We start from the raw sequence: 19,292 nt of genomic DNA on the forward strand, positions 1-19,292 counted from the left end.
CAACACAATATATTATGTATTTGCGTGTGACTATGTAGATGTTTTGTTATAAAAGCGAGTTTTTAGCAAAAAGCTCGGAGTTTTTGACAAGTATTCTTCTCGGGCTCAAAATACACTGCCAGCCATTGATGATCCTCGAAGCGGTTTTCGAGGAGAGAGATTGAGGAAAACGCATGTTTACAGCAACGAACGTGTTAACACCGGAATTTATCGAGCAGCCGCTTGATAAGTTGTGGTCACTGATCTCGCCATTGTACATGGTGGACGAGTCTCAATGGCTAGAGCAATTATTGCCACTAGCAACGCCGACAGCGGAAGAAAAATCGGCAATCACGACCCAAACAACCCAGCTTATCGAAGCCATCCGTGCGGATAAGAAGTCAATTCAGATGATTGATGCGCTATTGCTGGAATACAGCTTAGATACTCATGAAGGTATCTTACTGATGTGTCTTGCAGAAGCATTGATGCGTATTCCTGATTCAGCAACGGCGGATGCACTGATTAAAGATAAGTTAAGCGTTGCTGACTGGAAATCTCACCTTAAGAGTTCTGATTCTGTCTTCGTTAACGCTTCAACTTGGGGCTTAATGCTAACAGGTAAAGTGATTGGTCTTGGTGAGCAGGAAACCCAGAGCCCAGGTCAGGCTGTAAACCGTCTGGTAAATAAATTCTCAGAACCTGTGATTCGTAAAGCCATGTATCAGGCAATGAAGATCATGGGTCATCAGTTTGTACGTGGTCGTACGATTGAAGAAGCGCAGAAGAACGGTCGCCCAATGCGCGACAAAGGTTTCACTTACTCATTTGATATGTTGGGTGAAGCGGCGCTGACCACAGCAGACGCAAGCAAGTACTTCAAAGACTACCTAATGGCGATCGAAGCCGTTGGTCGTGAAACGTACGGCAGTGACACAAGCCCTGCACCTTCTGTTTCTATCAAGCTTTCTGCACTTCACCCACGTTACGAAGTGGCGAATGAAGAACGCGTGATGACAGAGCTTTACGACACCTTAACGCAACTGCTTAAGCGCGCTATTGAGGTGGATGTTGCCATCACGATTGACGCAGAAGAAGCGGACCGTCTTGAGCTGTCACTCAAACTGTTTGAAAAGCTGTACCGCAGCGACCTAGTGAAAGGCTGGGGCAAGTTTGGTCTAGTAGTTCAAGCCTACTCGAAACGTGCACTACCTGTACTCGTATGGCTAAACGGTCTAGCGAAAGAGCAGGGTGATTTGATCCCGCTTCGTCTAGTAAAAGGCGCGTACTGGGACAGCGAAATCAAGTGGTCGCAACAAGCGGGTTACGAGAACTACCCTGTTTACACGCGCAAAGAAGCGACGGATGTTGCTTACCTAGCGTGTGCGCGTTTCCTACTGAGTGAAGGCGTGCGCGGTAATATCTTCCCGCAGTTTGCTAGTCACAACGCGCACACTGTTACGGCGATTGCTGTAATGGCAGAGCACAAAGATTACGAATTCCAACGTCTGCATGGTATGGGTGATTCGCTTTATAACCATGTGATGGACACTTATGGGCAGCCAGTACGTATTTACGCGCCAGTCGGTAGCCATGCGGATCTACTGCCTTACTTGGTTCGTCGCTTACTAGAAAACGGCGCGAACAGCTCGTTTGTGCACCGTTTGGTCGATGCGCGTTGTCCGATTTCAGAGCTGACGCATCACCCTGTTGATGTGCTGACCTCTTTTGAGACGCTACACAACGGTCAAATTCCAATGCCAACCGGCATCTTCCCAGAGCGCAAAAACTCATACGGTGTGAACGTTGATATCGACAGCGAAGCGAAGCCGTTTGAAGCGCAGGTTGAAAGCTTCCTAACTCAGAAGTGGACTGCGGGTCCGATCATTAACGGCGAAAAACATGCCGAAAGCATGATCAAGGAAAATTCCGTAGAGATCATTACTGCTCCTTACGATCGTCGTATTGAAGTGGGCCAGGTGGCTTTCGCAAGCCTTGATCATGTTTCCGCTGCGATCGAAGCGGCTGATGCTGCATTCCCAGAGTGGAAAGGCACCGCGATTGAACAAAAAGCGGCGTGCCTAGATAAGCTTGCGGATCTGATGGAAGAAAACTTGGCTGAGCTGGTGGCGATTTGTCACCAAGAAGCGGGTAAGACGATTCATGACAGCATTGATGAAGTGCGTGAAGCGGTCGACTTCTGTCGTTACTACGCGAAGCAAGCGCAAAATCTTCAGCCGTTTGAGCTAGAAGGTTTTGATGGCGTGAAACGCATGTCTAGCCGTGAAGGGTTAGGTGTATTCGTTTGTATCAGCCCATGGAACTTCCCACTCGCGATTTTCCTTGGTCAAGTCACAGCTGCATTAGTTGCAGGTAACACCGTCGTCGCTAAGCCTGCTGAGCAAACTAGCTTAATTGCGGCGCGAGCGATCGAATTGATGTTAGAAGCCGGCTTCCCAGCGGGCGTGATTCAGCTATTACCGGGTCGTGGTGGTGAAATTGGTCATGCACTAACCTCTCACGATGCGATTGCAGGCGTGGCATTTACTGGTTCGACAGCAACGGCGCAGCGTATCAATGTGACGCTTGCCGAGCGTAGCGCGAAGCCAGTACCGTTTATCGCTGAAACTGGCGGTCAAAACGCCATGATTGTGGATAGTACGGCACTGCCAGAGCAAGTGGTGCGTGACGTGATTCGTTCCGCTTTTGCTTCTGCTGGTCAACGCTGTTCTGCTCTGCGCGTCCTGTTCGTTCAAGAAGATGTTGCGGATCGCATCATCAACCTTATCCAAGGTGCAATGAATGAACTGCATGTTGGTATTCCTTACCTACACAAAACCGATGTGGGTCCGGTTATCGACAGCAATGCGAAAAATAAACTCCTTGCTCACCTAGAGCACATGACAAGCACGCAAACCAAAGTTGCTCAGTTGCAATTGGATGAAGTTTGTCAGCACGGTGATTTTGTGTCGCCAAGTGCGTTCGAAATCTCGGGCATTGATGTTCTGAAAGAAGAGCAATTCGGTCCCATCTTACACATTGTTCGCTTTAAAGCGTCTGAGTTGCCAAACGTGGTTGAGCAAATTAACCAAACTGGTTTTGGTCTCACAATGGGCATCCACAGCCGTAACGAAACCACTTACCGTTGGATTGAAAAACACGCTCGCGTGGGTAACTGCTACATCAACCGTGATCAGGTTGGCGCGGTGGTTGGCGTTCAGCCATTCGGTGGTCAAGGTTTGTCGGGTACAGGTCCGAAGGCTGGTGGTCCTCACTACCTATACCGCTTTACTAAACAACATCTTGTTCAAGCAGAGAAGGCGTAAGGAGTCGCATTATGGTTCATCAGATCACGTTTTTTAAAGATGCATTCTCTGCGTGGGAGCAGTGGAATCTGACCGATTTTGATTACAAATGTGAGCATTTGCTGGCATTTAAATCTGCGATTGAAGAGCAGCATAGCGTAGTTGGCAAAGTGGTGTCTTATCACTTGCAGCAAGCGTCTACTCTGTTAGCAGAAACTCATCAGTTAGTGGGACCTACGGGCGAAACTAACGAGCTGTACGCAGCGGGTCGCGGTGTGGCTTTGGTCGTTTGTGAAAACAACCTGGCGAATACCGAGAACGCACTGTACAGCGCATTTGCAATGATCACCTGTGCTCTGATTGCAGGCAACAGCGTGGTGATTTGTAGTGACAATACAGAGCTTACTCAATTGGTTAAGCATGCTGTGGCGTCAGCAAACTTCCCATCTAACTTAGTCCAAGTGGTTGCGTACGATGCGTCTTCCCCGTTGTTAGACAGCGACGTACGTAGTGTGGGTTATGTTGGGCATTCACAGGTTGAGCATGCGCTTAACCTGCAACTGGCTAAGCGTGACGGTGCCATCGTCGGCTTAGTTTCTGAAACGGATTTAGAGTCACCGACATTGACTCATGATCCTCATCTGTCGTTGCGCTTCATTACCGAGCGTACTCGAACGATAAATATTACAGCGGTGGGCGGTAACGCGACTCTACTCGAGTTGGGAAGCGACTCCCACTAACCTGACTTGTGTGATACCAATCTGAACCAAAAGAGCCTGAGAGCTTACTCGGGTTGGTATCTCTTACTTTGATGTATTGCTGCGATGGCAAAATATCAAAGCAGGCAAGGAAGGAAATAATTATAACGAGGACTATCAAATGATAGAAAATAGCTTTGCTATCACGACCACTTTTGTGGCGTACTTACTAATTATGGTTGCCATTGGCGTTTACGCGTATAAGAGGACTTCCAATTCATCAGACTACTTCCTAGGTGGTCGTAGCCTTGGTCCATGGCCAGCGGCACTTTCTGCAGGTGCATCAGACATGAGTGGCTGGTTGCTACTTGGTCTTCCGGGGTATGCATATGCAGCAGGTATTGAAGCGTTCTGGCTAGCAGGTGGTCTGCTTGTGGGTACATGGCTAAACTGGTTAATCAGTGCAAAACGTCTACGTACGTACAGCATTCAAACTGATGCGCTAACGCTGCCTGAATTCCTGTCGCGTCGCTTTAACGATAAGTCGAAACTGATTCAGACAATCTCTGCTTTCTTCATTCTTCTATTCTTCCTTTTCTACACCAGCTCAGGCTTGGTAGCAGGGGGCAAACTGTTTGAGACCGTATTCGGCTTGGATTACAGCATTGCCGTTATCATTGGCACGGTGTGTGTGGTTTCTTACACGCTATTCGGTGGTTTCTTAGCGGTATCTTGGACGGACTTGGTGCAAGGTCTATTGATGGCAGCAGCACTAATGATCGTGCCAGTTGCTGTGATGGATGGTGGTCTAGGTCAATTAGCGACGGACATGCACAACATTAACCCAGAGCTACTAACGCTATGGAACGATACGAAAGGCGAGCCTCTATCGGCTATCGCGATCATCTCGTTGGTGGCATGGGGTCTAGGTTACTTCGGTCAGCCACACATCCTAGCGCGTTTTAAAGCTTCTCGTTCGAACAAAGACCTAACAACAGCGCGTCGTATCGCTGTAGGTTGGACTGCGCTTTCTATGGCGGGCGCAATGCTAGTTGGTCTTGTTGGTCTAGTGTGGGTAACAGGTCACCCTGGTACGCAACTAGAAGATGGTGAGAAAATCTTCATGCTATTGGTGAACACGGTATTCCACCCAGTGATTGCCGGTATCCTATTGGCGGCAATCCTAGCGGCGGTAATGAGTACTGCGGATTCACAACTTCTAGTATCGTCATCTGCTCTAGCAGAAGACTTCTACAAGCAAGTGATTAAGCCGGATGCAACGTCTGAAGAAGTTGTAATGATTGGTCGTGTGGGCGTTATCGTGATTTCTCTTATCGCGCTATTCCTAGCAATGACGCCAGACAGCTCTGTTCTCGGTCTTGTATCTTACGCTTGGGCAGGCTTTGGTGCAGCGTTTGGTCCAGCAGTTGTGCTTAGCCTTTACTGGAGCGGTATGAACCGCAACGGTGCACTAGCAGGTATCCTAATCGGTGGTGTGACTATCGTGGTTTGGAAACAGCTAACAGGCGGTTGGTTCGATGTGTACGAAATCGTACCGGGCATCATCTTCTCAACGATTGCGATCATTGTTGTAAGTAAGTTGACTGGTGGTGCAGCGCAAGAAGTACTTGAGCAACACAAAGAATACGAGAAGAAATTGGTTGAGCTAGACTAATTCCTCTCAATTAAAAACAAAGCCCGCGTTCGTCGCGGGCTTTTTTGTGCTTACTCGATGGTGATTTGAATGACCCGTAATACCTCAATTCGAGAATTTCTGAGGTATAGTAAAAAACGTGTTGACCCGTCTATCAGTGTAGGGCTGATGCTATGTCTGTACCGACAAAAGGAGCCACTATGCTAACCGTAACCCAACTGGCCAGAGAGTGTGGACTCTCTCGTACTACGATTCTTTATTATGAACGTGAAGGCTTGCTAGCGCCTGCACATCGTTCAGAAAACGGTTATCGCTGGTATGGAGAAAAAGAGATGCAGCGTTTAAAAACCATTTCGTCTTATCGTTCTTATGGGTTACCGATTTCCAGCATACGCACTTTGTTGGCACAGAAAGGCAAATCTCAAGCGGAGATCTTGAAAGACCATTTCAATGAACTTGAACGCGAGATTCAAAATCTGCGAGCGCAGCAAAAAGCGATCGTGGTGCTATTACAAGAACCACAACTGATAGAGGATAATATTGTGACTAAAGAACGTTGGGTACAAATCATGCAAGCGGCGGGCTTTTCTGAAAACGACATGGTGACATGGCACCAGAAATTTGAAGAGATGGAACCTGCTGAGCACCAAAAATTCCTTGAATCTTTGGGTATTGAGCAAGACGAAATTGTGCGCATTCGCGCTCTATAATTAGCGCTTAAGCAGGACATTAAAAACCGGTTAAATAAAAATAAGCCTCTTCGTGAGGCTTATTTTTTATAACAGCTTACTTAATCATAAACTGCTTAGAAACGGATCTTTGAGTAAACCACAGTGTTACTCAATTCCCCTGAGGTAGAGAGGCGGTCGTGTCTCAACTCACCTTCAAAGTCATAACCACAACGCTCTGCGACAGCACGGCTTTTTAGGTTGGTTGAATCTGCCATAATCGCAATGCGTCTTGCACCGAGGTCTTCAAACGCGTAGCGCTCTAGCTCAAGCACCGCTTCGGAAATGTAGCCGTTGCCCACCGCGGCATCATCCAGCCAGTAACCGATTTCAAACGACGGCACTTCTTGATCACGAATCATTAAGCCTACTGCACCAATTAAACGGTCGCTTTCTTTTTCAATAATGAAGTAACGCAACTCCCCTTCAAAACTTTCAAAGTTGGCGATGGCTTTTTCTGTCCCCTCAATCATTGCTTCTAGTGTGAGCACATGTGGCACCCAAGGAAGATACACTTCGAGTGTCTTCTGGCTACGCAGTACTGCTTGGTGTGCTTCTTCTGCACGTTCTAAACAAGCAGGGATTAGCTTAAGACGTTTCGTTTCCATATCGGCTCTCCTTTGGGTGAAAAATGAAAGAAAAATCATTTAAGCAGATGTACTTAGAATGATCTAGTTGTTCGTATACCCAAATAACCTCGAGATGCTAGGTTCAGCGAGAATGACTTGGTTTGTTTTGAAGAACCTGAGAGAATCGTAGGGTTATTCAAACCACTAGGTTCACTATGAAACTTTTAGTAAGAAACTTGGCTCGTCAAACGACTGAGCAAGACATGCGTGCACTCTTCTCTGCACACGGCAAAGTAGAGCTTTGTACATTGGTTCTTGATCAAGAAACCGGTTTATCAAAAGGCTTCGGCTTTGTGATCATGCCAGATGAAGCAGAAGCGATTTCTGCACTGGAAGCGCTGAACTTGACCAGCGTAGCGAAAAGCAAGATTCGCGTGAAAGTCGCTCAAGACTAAGAGAGAGAAAAGCCAGCATCATTGCTGGCTTTTTTGTATTTCAAGAGAGGAAACGAGCGCTAATCGCATTGGCACATAACGAATTCCTTCTTTCTCGCAGAGATCATCGGTAGGTTCAAAACCGTGCTTGTGATAAAACGAAACTGCGTTGGGGGCTGAACGAAGACGCACATAACTTCTTGGCTTATCATGGGTTGAGTCCAGTATCGTATCGAGAAGTTGTTTACCCAAACCATGACCTTGAGCTTTGGTTGCGACGAATAAGTGGGTGAGATAGTTATCATCTTTTAAAGCGGCAAAGCCAACCACTTTACTGTCGCGGAACGCCGCTAAGGCTAAAAAGTCTGGATGTGTTATTGCTTGTGTCACATCTTGTCCGATTCTTGCGAGAAAGCGCCGTTTTCCTTCCTCGGTAAAGTGCTCAAGGATGTGGCGCTGTGTAACTTTAGAAACCAAATCCGCCACTTGTATATACCCAAGTAACCTCGAGATGCTAGGTTCAGCGAGAATGACTTGGTTTGTAGACGCGGCGACGATTTAAAGATCTAGTCACTCTAAATCAAGAATCGGCAACAAAGTATACAAGCCAAGACAGCTCGCCCTTCGGGAGCGTGTCATTGCCCCGCTTTCTGCGTCAAACAACTTGGAAAGAGCTGGCTATTACGCTGTGTTGTTCTCCTTGAACTCGAATCAATGACAACGCTCTGAATCCTGCATCTTGAAGTCACTTGGGTATAATGTCATTCGTTTGCGCTTTGACTATCTCTATCATCAATTTTCTCTTCGATCTGTTTCATTAATTGCGCTAATTGTAGTTTATCGAAGTTGTTGGAATTTGGAACCTGATAGGAATCTGTGGCGGTGTAGAGCATCAAGCAGTTATTACTGAAAGGTTCTTTCTCAATTTGAACCTTGCTGATTTCATTCAATGGAATACGAAAGTACACTGTAGAATCTTGATGGTACTTCAAACTGTTAGAAGCGGGCTCAATGCTGATCGATTTTGGCGTAAACCACTTACGCTTAGATAGATGTAATACGTACAGCAATAGAATAAATACAGCCAACCCTGCTCCTATTAACCATAGGTAACCGCCTATATAAGCAAAGTAGGTGAGTGATAGAAACCAAATGCTGAATAAGAACGGATTGTTCTTTGGTAGGTTTTGTGAGGTCTCATGAATGATCACTTCGAATTTCCTCGCCGCTTATGTTTGACAGTTTACGCAGAGCTTGTGTAAGCGGCTGAGATTTCACTTCAATTAAAATCAGGTTTATTAGCCCACCAACTGAGATAGCCGCAAGGACCGCGCTGATACCACTTCCTTTGGTCACTAAGCCATACAGACCTGTACTCAACATAAGGATAAACGTCGCTATTTGGACGGTTAAATGGCGCTGAACCAAATAGTGACCAGTTTGGTAGTCCTTAATAACGTAAACGTATTGCCCAAAGCTACCGAGTTCTACTTTGACCTTTCGATCTAGCGCATGACAGCGGAACCCTTGTTGATTGAGAGATTTTGCGAGGCTTTCCATGCCAATGACTCCATGTTCTATCTAGTTATCTTTTGCACATCATAATGTCACGATGAGAGCTGCTTAGTTTCGCTGAACAGCAAATCTAAGAGGCAAGTCCCACCGTATACTCAGTGTTTTCTTTAGTTTGCGGAACGCTTTCAGGTTTAGTTATTCGCATCAAATCCGCATTGAACTGCGCGAGGGGTAGTGCGATTTTTTTTGTGCACAATTCACACTGTAAATTACACGAGTCGGAAGAGAGGTATCCGTTCTCTCTCACCTGTCGGAATCAAGACGCTCTTTAATGCCGAATGTAAAAAATACACAGTGACAATTACTTATACGTAGTATCTCGTAGTATTACATACATAGGCGTTATTGTTCATAATTTGATACAAAAGTTGAGGTCTGACCAAGGTCTCAGTTTTCAGGCACGTGTGCGGAATTTTTTGGATGTGGGGCACAAAAAACTAAAGGGGCTTTTTAATTGTGGAATTATTTTGAACAAAATATGTCAATTGTCAGTAGCACAGAAAATCAGGGAGAAGAGAAATGCCGGATATTTATTGCTCAGTTTGTAGAAGATCAACGCAGCATAAAGTGATCATGAAGCGTTGTGAACCAGAGCATATCGCCACGCTAACTGGCAAAGTCGTCAGTTTTACTCAGTTGATGGCAAAGTTTGTATCGGGTGAGCATTACTACGAGATGGAACCGCAGTACTACTGCCGTTGTTGTAACCATCGCGCTATTGGTGAAGTGGTTCAGCATCCAGCGCGACAGACATCAGCAATTATGTAATTGACGCTTACGCAGCAAGATCTTTTTCTGTTGCGAATGGCAATCCGTCGATCATAACTGGCCAGCCGTAAGACGCATATTCAGACGCCAGAGACTTTGCGACTTCGTGTGAGACGGTCGTGTACGTCCATTCTCCAACGCCAAATGGTTTGTACGCGAGTTGTAGGGTTAACATTGCTTTCTCCTTAATATTTTTACCTATTATTGCCTTATCATTTGGCTCATTTCTTTTCTCTGTAGCTCATGTTTTTCTCTTCAAAGTTCATCATTCCATTATTTTGTTAACAAAATTATCTAATTAATAAAGTCGCCAATATTGGTGTGTTGATTTATAAATTATGCAGATGAATGTTTTTATTTTTTGACTATTTGATGAATTTTTGTGCTGGGCAAACGTTAAATGTATGCAGGTTTCACACGTTGTTGATATCACTATTTGCAAACTGAATAGTTACTATTACTCTGATGACTCCTGAGTTGTTACAAGGATGTGGTTAATGAGTTACCAATTAGACAGAATTGATTTGCAAATTTTGAGAGTGCTGCATTCTCGTGGGCGAATTCCGGTCGTAGAACTGGCAAAGCAGGTTAACTTAACCACATCACCATGCTCTGAGCGTGTCAAACGGTTAGAGAAAGAAGGCTACATAAATGGTTATCATGCCGAGCTCAATGCGGAGAAGCTTGGGTTGGATGTGCAGGTCTTCATCCATATTCGCTTAGATCAAACCAGCTTTTCGATTTTTGAGAAGTTTGCTAAAGCAGTAGAGTTAATGCCTGAAATAGAAGAGTGCTATTCGCTGTCAGGTGACTTCGATACCATGATCAAAGTGCGAGTGAAGAACATGAAGGCTTACCAAGAGTTTATGTCGAGTAAGCTTGGGACGTTGCCTGGTGTGATACAAACTCGTAGTGAAGTGGTCATTGAAGAACACAAGACGGGCTTTGGGGTGAATCCCGAGCTGCTTGGTTAAATTGCACAAAGTGTGCGAAACACAGGTACAAAAAAGGAGCCAATGGGGCTCCTTTTGAGTTCTTAATGCGAGTTAATCAGCATTAGTGATTAGATGGCTCTTAGGCACTGACTAAGGTTGTCAGTACGCCGATCAGACCACCAAATACCCCGCCCCAAACGACGAGCCAGCCAAGGTGTTCTTTAATCATCTTCTGTACGATCTCTTTTACCAGCGCTGGCGTCAATTCACTTAGGCGCTGATCGATGATGCTTTCAATATTCTGTTTGATTTCATCCATCATTGCTGGTGACTCTAACTGCTCTTTGAGTGCTTCTTTGATGCTGTCGCTCTTGCTCAGTTCGATGATGGACTCTTGCATCTTCTCAACAAATGGCTGACGCATTGGTTGTAGCGCTTCTGCGCCACCAAACATCGCGAGCATGCCGCCAAATTGAGAACCTTCAATGACTTCCACTAGAGAATCAAAGGCTGGGTTTAAGTCGACTTTCTCGATCACTGGTTCTAGGTTGATGTTTACGCCGCCAGCCATTTCCTTGTTTAGGAAACGATCGATGTTCGCTTCGGTAAAAAATTGCTCCATCATCAAGTTTTTGATTGCCAATTTAAACTCTTCGAAACGAGCTGGAATGACACCTGAACCGTACAAGCCGGGTACTTTTTCAAACAGCATGTGAATCGCCAACCAGTTGGTGATAGCGCCAGAAAAAGCGAATAGACCCGCGTACCAAAGGTAATCATTTTGAATGTGGTATCCCGCGCCCATCATGGCGATCGCGAGGATATTAGTCAGCAAACTTTTGTTCATAGTGACCGATTATGTATGAATTGATGAAGTAATAAGTGGGCATGATTCTATACCTAACTGGTAGAGAGATGCTAGGTTGAGCTTGATTGGGTCTGCTTTTAGGCGGGATGAAATAGGTTAGCGCTAAAAAAACAAAACCCGACATTCACTGCCGGGTCACTGCTTTTTCTTAGAAATTCTAAGTGTACTTTTATTGTGTTTTTAGAAGCGGAAGACCTTACAACAAAGTTGGCATTTCCAGCGCTCTGAGTAGCCGAATAATTTGTCTGCCCAACTTGGTTTTACTTGTACGATCTGCATTGAACCACATTTACACATAAGCTAATTACCTTATTATTAGATTAATAACTAAGCCATCAATTGAGTATAGCTGTTTCTCAAAAAGTGAAATTACAAATGAATCCAGCTTGCTACTCTGCGTTGTGTCCACTACTAACGATTACGCAACGGGACGCCATACTATCAGAAAAAGTGTGACTTTCACCCATAAAATTGTTTTATATCTGAGAAAGTAAGCGATCGCCATCACTATTTGTGTGGGGTGTCTTCTTGGGGAAAGCGGCTCGACATAGCAAAATCGAATGAAAAAACGGCGCTTATTGCGCCGTTTTAGTTTGGTGATTTACTGCAATTTAAGAACGTTAACCCTCGAGCTCTTCCCCAAGGAAGCCACCTGTTTGGTGCGCCCAAAGCTGAGCGTAAATGCCGTTGTTGGCAATAAGCTCTTTGTGTGTGCCTTGTTCGACGATGTTGCCTTTATCAAGCACAATCAAGCGATCCATTTGCGCAATGGTCGACAAACGGTGCGCGATGGCGATAACGGTTTTGCCTTGCATCAGCTCGTTCAAGCTTTCTTGAATGGCGGCTTCAACTTCTGAATCCAGTGCTGAAGTCGCTTCATCAAGTACCAGCAAAGGTGCGTCTTTTAGCAGTACACGTGAAATCGCAATACGCTGGCGTTGACCACCAGACAGTTTCACACCGCGCTCACCCACTTGCGCGTCGTAACCCACGTTGCCGAACGGGTCGGTTAGGGTTTCGATAAACTCGTGTGCGTGCGCTTGCTTAGTCGCTTTAATCAGGTCTTCTTCACTTGCCTCTGGATTGCCATACAAGATATTGTCGCGGATTGAGCGGTGTAGCAAAGACGTATCTTGCGTCACCATACCAATATTCGAGCGCAGCGAATCTTGCGTGACGCTCGAGATTTCCTGCCCATCAATCTTGATGCAACCTTCTTCTACATCGTGGAAGCGCAATAGCAAGTTCACTAAGGTGGATTTACCCGCGCCAGATCGTCCAACTAAGCCCACTTTCTCACCCGGTTTGATATTAAGATCGAGGTTGTTAATCACCCCCTTTTTCTCACCGTAATGGAAGCTAACGTTATCGAAGTGGATGCCGCCTTGAGACACTTGCAGATCTTTCGCGTTGGCTTTGTCTTTGATGTCGATCGGTTTAGACAGTGTCTTCATGCCATCTACGACGGTACCCAAGTTTTCAAATAGGGCACCGACTTCCCACATGATCCACATCGACATACCATTGATACGCAGGGCTAAGCTGACAGCAATCGCAATGGCACCAACGCTAATCGCGCTATCTAGCCACAAGTAAATCGACAGTGCAGCCACCGAGAACACCAATAGATAGTTAGAGATCTCTACCGCTACGTCGAAGCCAGTCACCAAGCGCATTTGGCGATACACAGTATTCAAGAAGCCTTTCATGCCTTCTTCGGCGTACTCGGTCTCTCGTTTACTGTGTGAGAACAGCTTCACGGTTTGAATGTTGGTATAGCTGTCGACAATGCGCCCTGTCATGGTGGAGCGTGCATCGGCTTGCTCAGTCGCCACGGCCTTTAGTTTCGGAACAAAGTGGATCTGAATGGCGATGTACGCCAGTAGCCACACCAACATTGGGATCATCAAACGCCAATCAGCGGCGGCTAACATCACGATGATGCTGGTGAAGTAAACTAAGACGTAGACGAACACATCCATCGTCTTCATGACGGTTTCTCGCACCGCCAGAGAGGTTTGCATCACCTTGGTGGCGACACGTCCTGCAAAATCATCCTGATAGAAGTTCAGGCTTTGATTTAGCAAGTAACGGTGCGCAAGCCAACGTACCGACATTGGGTAGTTACCCAGCAGGGTTTGGTGAATCAGCAGTGAGTAAACCACCACCAAAATCGGCATGACAATCAGCAATAAAGAGCCGTAGAAAATAAGGTCTGCTTTGTTGTCTTGCAAAAAGGTTTCTGGATTGCTGGTGGATAGCCAATCAACCAACTGACCCATGGCACCAAACAGAGACACTTCTACGATCGCCACAATCGTCGACATGATCGACATGATGATCAGCGGTTTCTCAAAGCCGCGCGTGTAATGGCGTAAGAACGCAAAGATCCCCGTTGGGGGTTGATTAGGCTGTGATTTGGGGAACGGCTCGGTAAAGCCTTCAAATCGTTTAAACATAACTCATCCTAAAGTTAAAGCATTGCCACGTCAGAGGGTGAATCCGTCAATTCTTCTTGCCTTGGACGAGGCAGAAATCCTGAACGTGGAGATAAGACATATTGTGGTCTGCTAGCCAGAAAAGCAGACGTATTTGCGTATGTGTGAGAGGCGAAAAAATAGTCTAACCGATTGCCTTTTAAATGTAACTAGTTGGTTATAAAGAATTCGCTAGTGCATTATTCTTGAGATGACCATTCACGCGTCACAAAACAGTAAATCGGCAAAGTGACAATAAAAAGTCGGGTTAATCCGGTCTTATACCAAAATATTTACTTTTGGTTGATGGATTTATTATTAAAAACAGCAAAACTGCGGTTAACAATAAATTTACAATCTCATCATTCTAGTGAAAAGGAATGTATTGGATGCTATTACACGAATCAGTGCCTCAGAATGCACATGGAAAAGAAGAAAGCACGCAAAGTGCTCTGCGTCATACCGCAAATTGCGTTGTGATGGTGCCACCTAAAGAGTTTCGTTTTAACGAAGAAACTGCGCAAGACAACGAGTTTCAACACCAAGTTTCTCTGACTCAAGAAGAAGTCTCACGTAACACCATGGCTGAATTTTCCGCGATGGTTGAAACCTTGCGTAAAGAAGGCGTGCAAGTGGTTGAGTTTGATTACCCTCAATCAGACATTGCCACGCCAGATGCTGTGTTCCCGAACAACTGGTTTAGCACCACTCCAGAAGGCACTTTGTATACCTTCCCGATGGCGTGTGAAAACCGTCAGCATGAAGTTCGCCCAGATGCGCTGGTCGCCGCATTAGCAAAAGCGGGTCGTGAAGTGCATCAACAAGATTCATTAACCGAATACCTCGGAGAAGAAGCCTACCTAGAAAGCACAGGCGTGATGGTGTTCGACCACTTCAACAAAACCGTTTATGCCGCGCTTTCACAGCGTTGTGATCGTCTGGTGTTAGAAGATTATGCCAAGCGCATTGGTTACGATCGCGTGATTTCTTTCCAAACCCGTTTGCCTTCTGGCGCGCCGATTTACCACACTAACGTGATGATGGCGGTGGGTGAGCAGTTCTGCTTGATATGTGATGAAGTGATCCCTGAGTTTGAGCGTCGCTTTGTGCTTAAATCATTGGCGAAAGATAAGCAGGTTATCTCGATTTCGCTTGAGCAGATGAACCAGTTCTGCGGCAACATCCTTCAGTTGGAAACGGTACGCGGCGATAAGGTCATTGCTATGTCTCAATCGGCTTACGATGCGTTCTCACCAGCACAAAGAAATCAACTAGCGACACACGGTAAATTGCTACCATTTGACGTTTCTACCATCGAATCGATCGGTGGTGGCTCTGTACGCTGTATGTTAGGCGAAGTGTTCCTACCAAGCCGCAAAGCCGTGTTGTAAACCAATCCTGAATTTCCCCCAAAAAGCACCATGTTGAAAGATGTGGTGCTTTTTTATTGATGCCGCAGGTGAAGAACTGACCATTAAAAATGCCACTCAACACTGAGTGGCATTTTCATGTTTCGTTGCTGTTTGATTTTTTAATCTAAGGTGACCAATTCTTTCTCATGGGTGTTTTCACCCACTTCATGACAGCAATGGGCGTGGTGTTCCTCATAACCATCATAAGCACATTCACCGATACTGTTTCTCGGACACACAGAATATTGGCTTCGACCAATGAGCTCTGTTTGACATATTGGACAGTACTTTTTCATAGCAACCTCCCACAACTAACGATTGAAAATTTCGTCCGTAGACACGAGTACAAGAGTAATTTTAGACCCTAGATTATGACCGTGATGTGAAGGTTTTGTGTGCGGATGAGAGAGTATTCTCTGCCCTGACAGCACTCTGACAGAGTGCTGCGTAAGGTAAATTTTCATTTTTTGACCAGAATTCTGATTTCAAAAGAGAAAAGGCAATTTGAACTATGCTTATATACTTGATGCTTGGCTGTATGCCGCTCTATTTTTGCAGTGACTTTTAGAAGCCATATCACAAACATAATTATCCTCGTTCTGAACCAACCAGTTGGGTTATTTTCGCTGCTTATACTTAAGCTTCAATCCGTTGGTTGAACTAGTGAATATGGAGATAATAATATGCCAATGAAGGTACCTAAAAACGCGACATTTAAGAAACACGGTATTGGTAATCACCTTTACTTATGGTCAAAAGAGAAGGGAAAGCCAACCTCGGAACATTTGATCATTAGTGCCCATGGACGCACCTCTAGTAAGAGCCCAATCAAATTAGCCGCCAATGAGAATCTCCAGTTCTACTGTGAACATGGATACACGCAAGGCGGCAGCATGGATATTCGCAGGCTCGCTTCGGGTTATGTGAAGCCAAGGCAAATTATTACCAGCACTGATCTGGATAAAGATTATGACCTGACCAAGTATCAAAGTGCGGACGAGGCGGAAACTTACGCTTACATTGCGCAAGGCATGCATGACCTTGAATCGTATTATCGTGACGTGTTAAAGCTGAACGATGAGGTCGTTGAACAATTTCTGATGCAGCACAAAGGCACCGTTCAAATGGATGTATTGACCATTCGTAACCGTAGCTGCGGCACTCCACCAACCTTATTTGAAGCTCTCAAATTGCTCCAAGATAACGACATCAAATACAGCACCATCCATTGCTCGTTTTGTCGTGGATTACAAAACGGAACCAATTTTGGGCAGCAAAACCCTGTTCCTTTGGGTAAGTCGATCTTTGATTAGATCCAAACAAGGTTTTGATAAACGTAAGGTCAGCTGTAGAGCTGACCTTTTTGGTTTTTATCGTTTACTCCAAAATTATTACCGGGTGAGAAAAAGGGCTAAATACATTAGTCCTGATTTAAAGTTTGTGTCTGGTTATTATTTTTACTCGACTGATACAAGCGATATATGGTCAGTAAATTGGTGATGATAAAAGTACTCTCGACCAATGAACCACCGATAGAGCCAAGCCAAATATTGTGGCTGACCCAGCAGAAGGAATTAAACAAAATTAAGCTGCGTAGGGTGATGCCTTTTTTGGAAAAGAGTGCCCAAGTGGCGACGGACGATCCTATTACTGTAAGTAGCTCAAAAAAGTGGGTGATGTTTGGTAGGGTCATCAGCCACATAAGAGCAATGAAGAACCACATCACTTTGCGTGATTGGGTTTTGATTGAGGCGAAACTGCGAATGCCATTAATGATCACGCCAATGGCAGCGACGGTTGCGCCCATTAGGGTAAAGTGAATACCCATGATGAAACAAAACGCCATCATCTGATAGCGAAAGCGCATGTCGTCTTTTTGCCAGAATGCCATCACGCCAACCATAAACGCGATGCCACCAATGCCTTGTGCTAACCAGTTTTCCATTTATTTCCCTAGAGTGTTGCAAAGTCATCTCGTTAAGTGAGTAAGCGAATGAGCATCCTTCAAAGTTGCCGCCCTTATAGAGTTTGATTCACTCTGTGAGTAGATCCTGAATCACGCTCGTGCCTCGCTTTTCAGGATGACGAATCGGGAGATATTTGTCATATCGTCATTCCGACGAGCCTAGGCGAGATCAGGAATCTACTTATCGCGATAACCCAATCAATTGAGCCATGCTTTGAATGAATCAGCCCTCCACAAAGGGAGGGCTGGGCACTTTATCTAAATCGCTAAGGGGTTACCCAAGAGCCTTGAGATTACTAACCAATCATTACTCATTCACAAGCGCTACTGCTTCGCGAGTTAGGCGAGCAAGCTCTTCCCAGTTGCCCGCTTCGATCAGTTTCTTATCTACCATCCACGTACCGCCACATGCTAATACGCGTGGGATAGCTAAGTAATCTTTGATGTTCGCAGGGTTAATGCCACCAGTAGGCATCAGTTCGATGTCGGTGTATGGCGCAAGCAGTGATTTCACCATGTTGATGCCGCCAGAGGCTTCGGCAGGGAAGAACTTCAAGGTGGTTAATCCCATTTCCAGTGCGGCTTCAACTGTGCTTGGGTTGTTCACTCCCGGTACGATATCAATCCCGATTTCTTGGCACGCTTTAACGGTATTTGGGTTAAAGCCAGGCGATACGATAAAGGTTGCGCCTGCTTCTTTTGCTGCAATTGCTTGCTCGCGGTTCAACACCGTACCCGCGCCAATCAGCATGTCTGGCTGGGTTTCACGCAGTAGGCGAATCGCTTCTGCAGCCGCTGCTGAACGGAAGGTGATTTCAGCTGCTGGTAGTCCGTTCTCTGCCAGTACTTTACCCAGTGGGATAATGTCTTCTGCTTTATCTATGGCGATAACAGGGATGACTTTAAGAGCTTTCAATTGTTCTTTAATACTAGACATGAGTGTTCCTTAAACGACGCCAAGCGCCGGTTGTGTGAATGCTTTGGGAATGATGGCACCGTGATGTTGAATCACAGCACCTGCCAGTGCGTTACCTCTTTGACATGAGGTCGCGAGATCGGCGCCAGCAAGGTATGCTGATAAAAAGCCACCATTGAATGAGTCGCCCGCCGATGTGGTGTCCACCACTTGAGCGACTGGTTGGGTCGGCACGGCTTGTGGAGCCAGATCCGCGCTCGAACCCTGATTTGTTGAGTCTTGAACCAAGCAGCCATCTGCGCCGAGCTTGACGATGCATTTGCCTACGCCAAGAGAGGTAAGGCGTTCAATGGTTTGCTCTGGTGCTTCGTCACCCCAGATCAATTGTTCATCATCAAAAGTCACCAAGGCAACGTCCGTCAGTTGATACATGGCTTGGTACACATTTTTGACGGTTTGATTATCGTCTTGAGGCCATAGCGCTGGGCGGAAGTTACTATCAAACGCGATTTCAACGCCTTGGGCTTTAAGTTCGACCAATAAGTTGAGCAGTGAAATTCGGTCTTCTTCTGGCAAGATGGCTAAAGAGATACCGCTGAGAAACACCGCATCCACTTGAGTTAATGCTTGTTTAACCATTCCAAAGTTTGGATGTTGAAGTAGGTAACGTGCGGCTGATTGATTGCGCCAATATAGGAACGTACGCTCTCCTTGATCATCAAGCTGAATCAGATACAAACCCGGCGTGCGAATCTCATCGCGCAGCACTAAGTCTGTTGAGATGCCTTCGTCTTCCCAGCGAGTCAGCATGCCCGTACTGATTGGGTCATTGCCAAGCGCCGTAACGTAAGAGACTTTAACTTCATCAGGTTTGCTATTGGCTTCGCAGCCGCGGCTCAAATAAACCGCAGCGTTGAGCGTATCCCCACCAAATGTTTGATGCATTGAGCCGAACGGTTTGCCATTCAGCTCAATCATACATTCACCAATAATGGCGATGTGCTTCAT

20 protein-coding genes are annotated in these 19,292 nt (G+C 45.8%); 9 read left to right on the top strand and 11 right to left on the bottom strand.

Annotated elements, in window-relative coordinates:
* The first annotated feature begins 173 nt into the window (after positions 1-173).
* The 4 genes from putA to J4N44_RS17170 all read left to right on the top strand — a co-directional run bounded on the left by putA (position 174) and on the right by J4N44_RS17170 (position 6,346).
* Positions 174-3,305, top strand: coding sequence for a bifunctional proline dehydrogenase/L-glutamate gamma-semialdehyde dehydrogenase PutA (putA, locus tag J4N44_RS17155; protein WP_252045506.1), 3,132 nt, complete (start codon positions 174-176; stop codon positions 3,303-3,305).
* An 11-nt stretch (positions 3,306-3,316) separates the two neighbouring features.
* Positions 3,317-4,024 (top strand): 1-pyrroline-5-carboxylate dehydrogenase, encoded by a 708-nt coding sequence (locus J4N44_RS17160; RefSeq protein ID WP_239924414.1) that lies wholly within the window; start codon positions 3,317-3,319, stop codon positions 4,022-4,024.
* A 139-nt stretch (positions 4,025-4,163) separates the two neighbouring features.
* The gene (gene putP, locus J4N44_RS17165) at positions 4,164-5,657 is read left to right on the top strand and encodes a sodium/proline symporter PutP (RefSeq protein WP_005449887.1); all 1,494 of its coding nucleotides are present in this window, start codon (positions 4,164-4,166) and stop codon (positions 5,655-5,657) included.
* A gap of 179 nt (positions 5,658-5,836) precedes the next feature.
* The gene (locus J4N44_RS17170) at positions 5,837-6,346 is read left to right on the top strand and encodes a MerR family transcriptional regulator (protein WP_009706661.1); all 510 of its coding nucleotides are present in this window, start codon (positions 5,837-5,839) and stop codon (positions 6,344-6,346) included.
* A gap of 95 nt (positions 6,347-6,441) precedes the next feature.
* Here the strand turns inward: J4N44_RS17170 and J4N44_RS17175 are convergent, their stop codons facing one another.
* Positions 6,442-6,972 (bottom strand): GNAT family N-acetyltransferase, encoded by a 531-nt coding sequence (locus J4N44_RS17175; RefSeq protein ID WP_005449889.1) that lies wholly within the window; start codon positions 6,970-6,972, stop codon positions 6,442-6,444.
* A gap of 176 nt (positions 6,973-7,148) precedes the next feature.
* Between J4N44_RS17175 and J4N44_RS17180 the strand changes: the two genes are divergently transcribed.
* Positions 7,149-7,388 (top strand): RNA recognition motif domain-containing protein, encoded by a 240-nt coding sequence (locus J4N44_RS17180; protein ID WP_005449890.1) that lies wholly within the window; start codon positions 7,149-7,151, stop codon positions 7,386-7,388.
* An 18-nt stretch (positions 7,389-7,406) separates the two neighbouring features.
* Here the strand turns inward: J4N44_RS17180 and J4N44_RS17185 are convergent, their stop codons facing one another.
* From J4N44_RS17185 to J4N44_RS17195, 3 genes are all read right to left on the bottom strand, one after another.
* Positions 7,407-7,853, bottom strand: a complete 447-nt coding sequence (locus J4N44_RS17185) for a GNAT family N-acetyltransferase (RefSeq protein WP_009702245.1) — start codon at positions 7,851-7,853, stop codon at positions 7,407-7,409.
* A gap of 275 nt (positions 7,854-8,128) precedes the next feature.
* Complete coding sequence (locus J4N44_RS17190) at positions 8,129-8,578, bottom strand: hypothetical protein (protein WP_009696503.1); 450 nt, start codon at positions 8,576-8,578, stop codon at positions 8,129-8,131.
* The gene (locus J4N44_RS17195) at positions 8,565-8,927 is read right to left on the bottom strand and encodes a hypothetical protein (RefSeq protein WP_252045507.1); all 363 of its coding nucleotides are present in this window, start codon (positions 8,925-8,927) and stop codon (positions 8,565-8,567) included. Before J4N44_RS17195 ends, J4N44_RS17190 begins: the two co-directional genes overlap by 14 nt.
* Positions 8,928-9,461: 534 nt before the next feature.
* Here J4N44_RS17195 and J4N44_RS17200 point away from each other — a divergent pair.
* Positions 9,462-9,710: a hypothetical protein gene (locus J4N44_RS17200; protein WP_005449896.1), complete on the top strand. Its 249-nt coding sequence runs from the start codon at positions 9,462-9,464 to the stop codon at positions 9,708-9,710.
* Between the two features lie 7 nt (positions 9,711-9,717).
* On the opposite strand, the gene J4N44_RS17205 is transcribed toward J4N44_RS17200, so the two are convergent.
* The gene (locus J4N44_RS17205; RefSeq protein WP_005449897.1) at positions 9,718-9,885 is read right to left on the bottom strand and encodes a hypothetical protein; all 168 of its coding nucleotides are present in this window, start codon (positions 9,883-9,885) and stop codon (positions 9,718-9,720) included.
* Between the two features lie 322 nt (positions 9,886-10,207).
* Here J4N44_RS17205 and J4N44_RS17210 point away from each other — a divergent pair, with 322 nt between their 5' ends.
* Positions 10,208-10,684, top strand: coding sequence for an Lrp/AsnC family transcriptional regulator (locus J4N44_RS17210; RefSeq protein ID WP_005449899.1), 477 nt, complete (start codon positions 10,208-10,210; stop codon positions 10,682-10,684).
* Positions 10,685-10,784: 100 nt separating this feature from the next.
* Here J4N44_RS17210 and J4N44_RS17215 read toward each other — a convergent pair whose 3' ends face one another.
* Together J4N44_RS17215 and J4N44_RS17220 are read right to left on the bottom strand one after the other, a co-directional pair.
* Positions 10,785-11,492: a DUF445 domain-containing protein gene (locus J4N44_RS17215; protein ID WP_252045508.1), complete on the bottom strand. Its 708-nt coding sequence runs from the start codon at positions 11,490-11,492 to the stop codon at positions 10,785-10,787.
* A gap of 641 nt (positions 11,493-12,133) precedes the next feature.
* The gene (locus J4N44_RS17220) at positions 12,134-13,972 is read right to left on the bottom strand and encodes an ABC transporter ATP-binding protein (RefSeq protein ID WP_252045509.1); all 1,839 of its coding nucleotides are present in this window, start codon (positions 13,970-13,972) and stop codon (positions 12,134-12,136) included.
* A 407-nt stretch (positions 13,973-14,379) separates the two neighbouring features.
* Between J4N44_RS17220 and J4N44_RS17225 the strand changes: the two genes are divergently transcribed.
* Positions 14,380-15,381 carry an arginine deiminase-related protein gene (locus tag J4N44_RS17225; protein WP_252045510.1) on the top strand — a complete coding sequence of 334 codons (1,002 nt, stop codon included), beginning with the start codon at positions 14,380-14,382 and terminating at the stop codon, positions 15,379-15,381.
* Between the two features lie 140 nt (positions 15,382-15,521).
* Here the strand turns inward: J4N44_RS17225 and J4N44_RS17230 are convergent, their stop codons facing one another.
* Positions 15,522-15,698, bottom strand: a complete 177-nt coding sequence (locus tag J4N44_RS17230; RefSeq protein WP_155243545.1) for a hypothetical protein — start codon at positions 15,696-15,698, stop codon at positions 15,522-15,524.
* Positions 15,699-16,085: 387 nt separating this feature from the next.
* Between J4N44_RS17230 and J4N44_RS17235 the strand changes: the two genes are divergently transcribed.
* A complete protein-coding gene (locus J4N44_RS17235) occupies positions 16,086-16,715 on the top strand; it encodes a putative adhesin (RefSeq protein ID WP_005449940.1) in 630 nt (209 codons plus the stop codon).
* Between the two features lie 107 nt (positions 16,716-16,822).
* On the opposite strand, the gene J4N44_RS17240 is transcribed toward J4N44_RS17235, so the two are convergent.
* The 3 genes from J4N44_RS17240 to J4N44_RS17250 all read right to left on the bottom strand — a co-directional run bounded on the left by J4N44_RS17240 (position 16,823) and on the right by J4N44_RS17250 (position 19,292).
* Positions 16,823-17,347 carry a YgjV family protein gene (locus tag J4N44_RS17240; protein ID WP_053049231.1) on the bottom strand — a complete coding sequence of 175 codons (525 nt, stop codon included), beginning with the start codon at positions 17,345-17,347 and terminating at the stop codon, positions 16,823-16,825.
* A 328-nt stretch (positions 17,348-17,675) separates the two neighbouring features.
* Positions 17,676-18,305 carry a bifunctional 4-hydroxy-2-oxoglutarate aldolase/2-dehydro-3-deoxy-phosphogluconate aldolase gene (locus tag J4N44_RS17245; RefSeq protein ID WP_005429019.1) on the bottom strand — a complete coding sequence of 210 codons (630 nt, stop codon included), beginning with the start codon at positions 18,303-18,305 and terminating at the stop codon, positions 17,676-17,678.
* A 9-nt stretch (positions 18,306-18,314) separates the two neighbouring features.
* Positions 18,315-19,292: a sugar kinase gene (locus J4N44_RS17250; protein ID WP_252045511.1), complete on the bottom strand. Its 978-nt coding sequence runs from the start codon at positions 19,290-19,292 to the stop codon at positions 18,315-18,317.

Source organism: Vibrio sp. SCSIO 43155, from assembly GCF_023716605.1.
GTDB lineage: Bacteria > Pseudomonadota > Gammaproteobacteria > Enterobacterales > Vibrionaceae > Vibrio > Vibrio harveyi.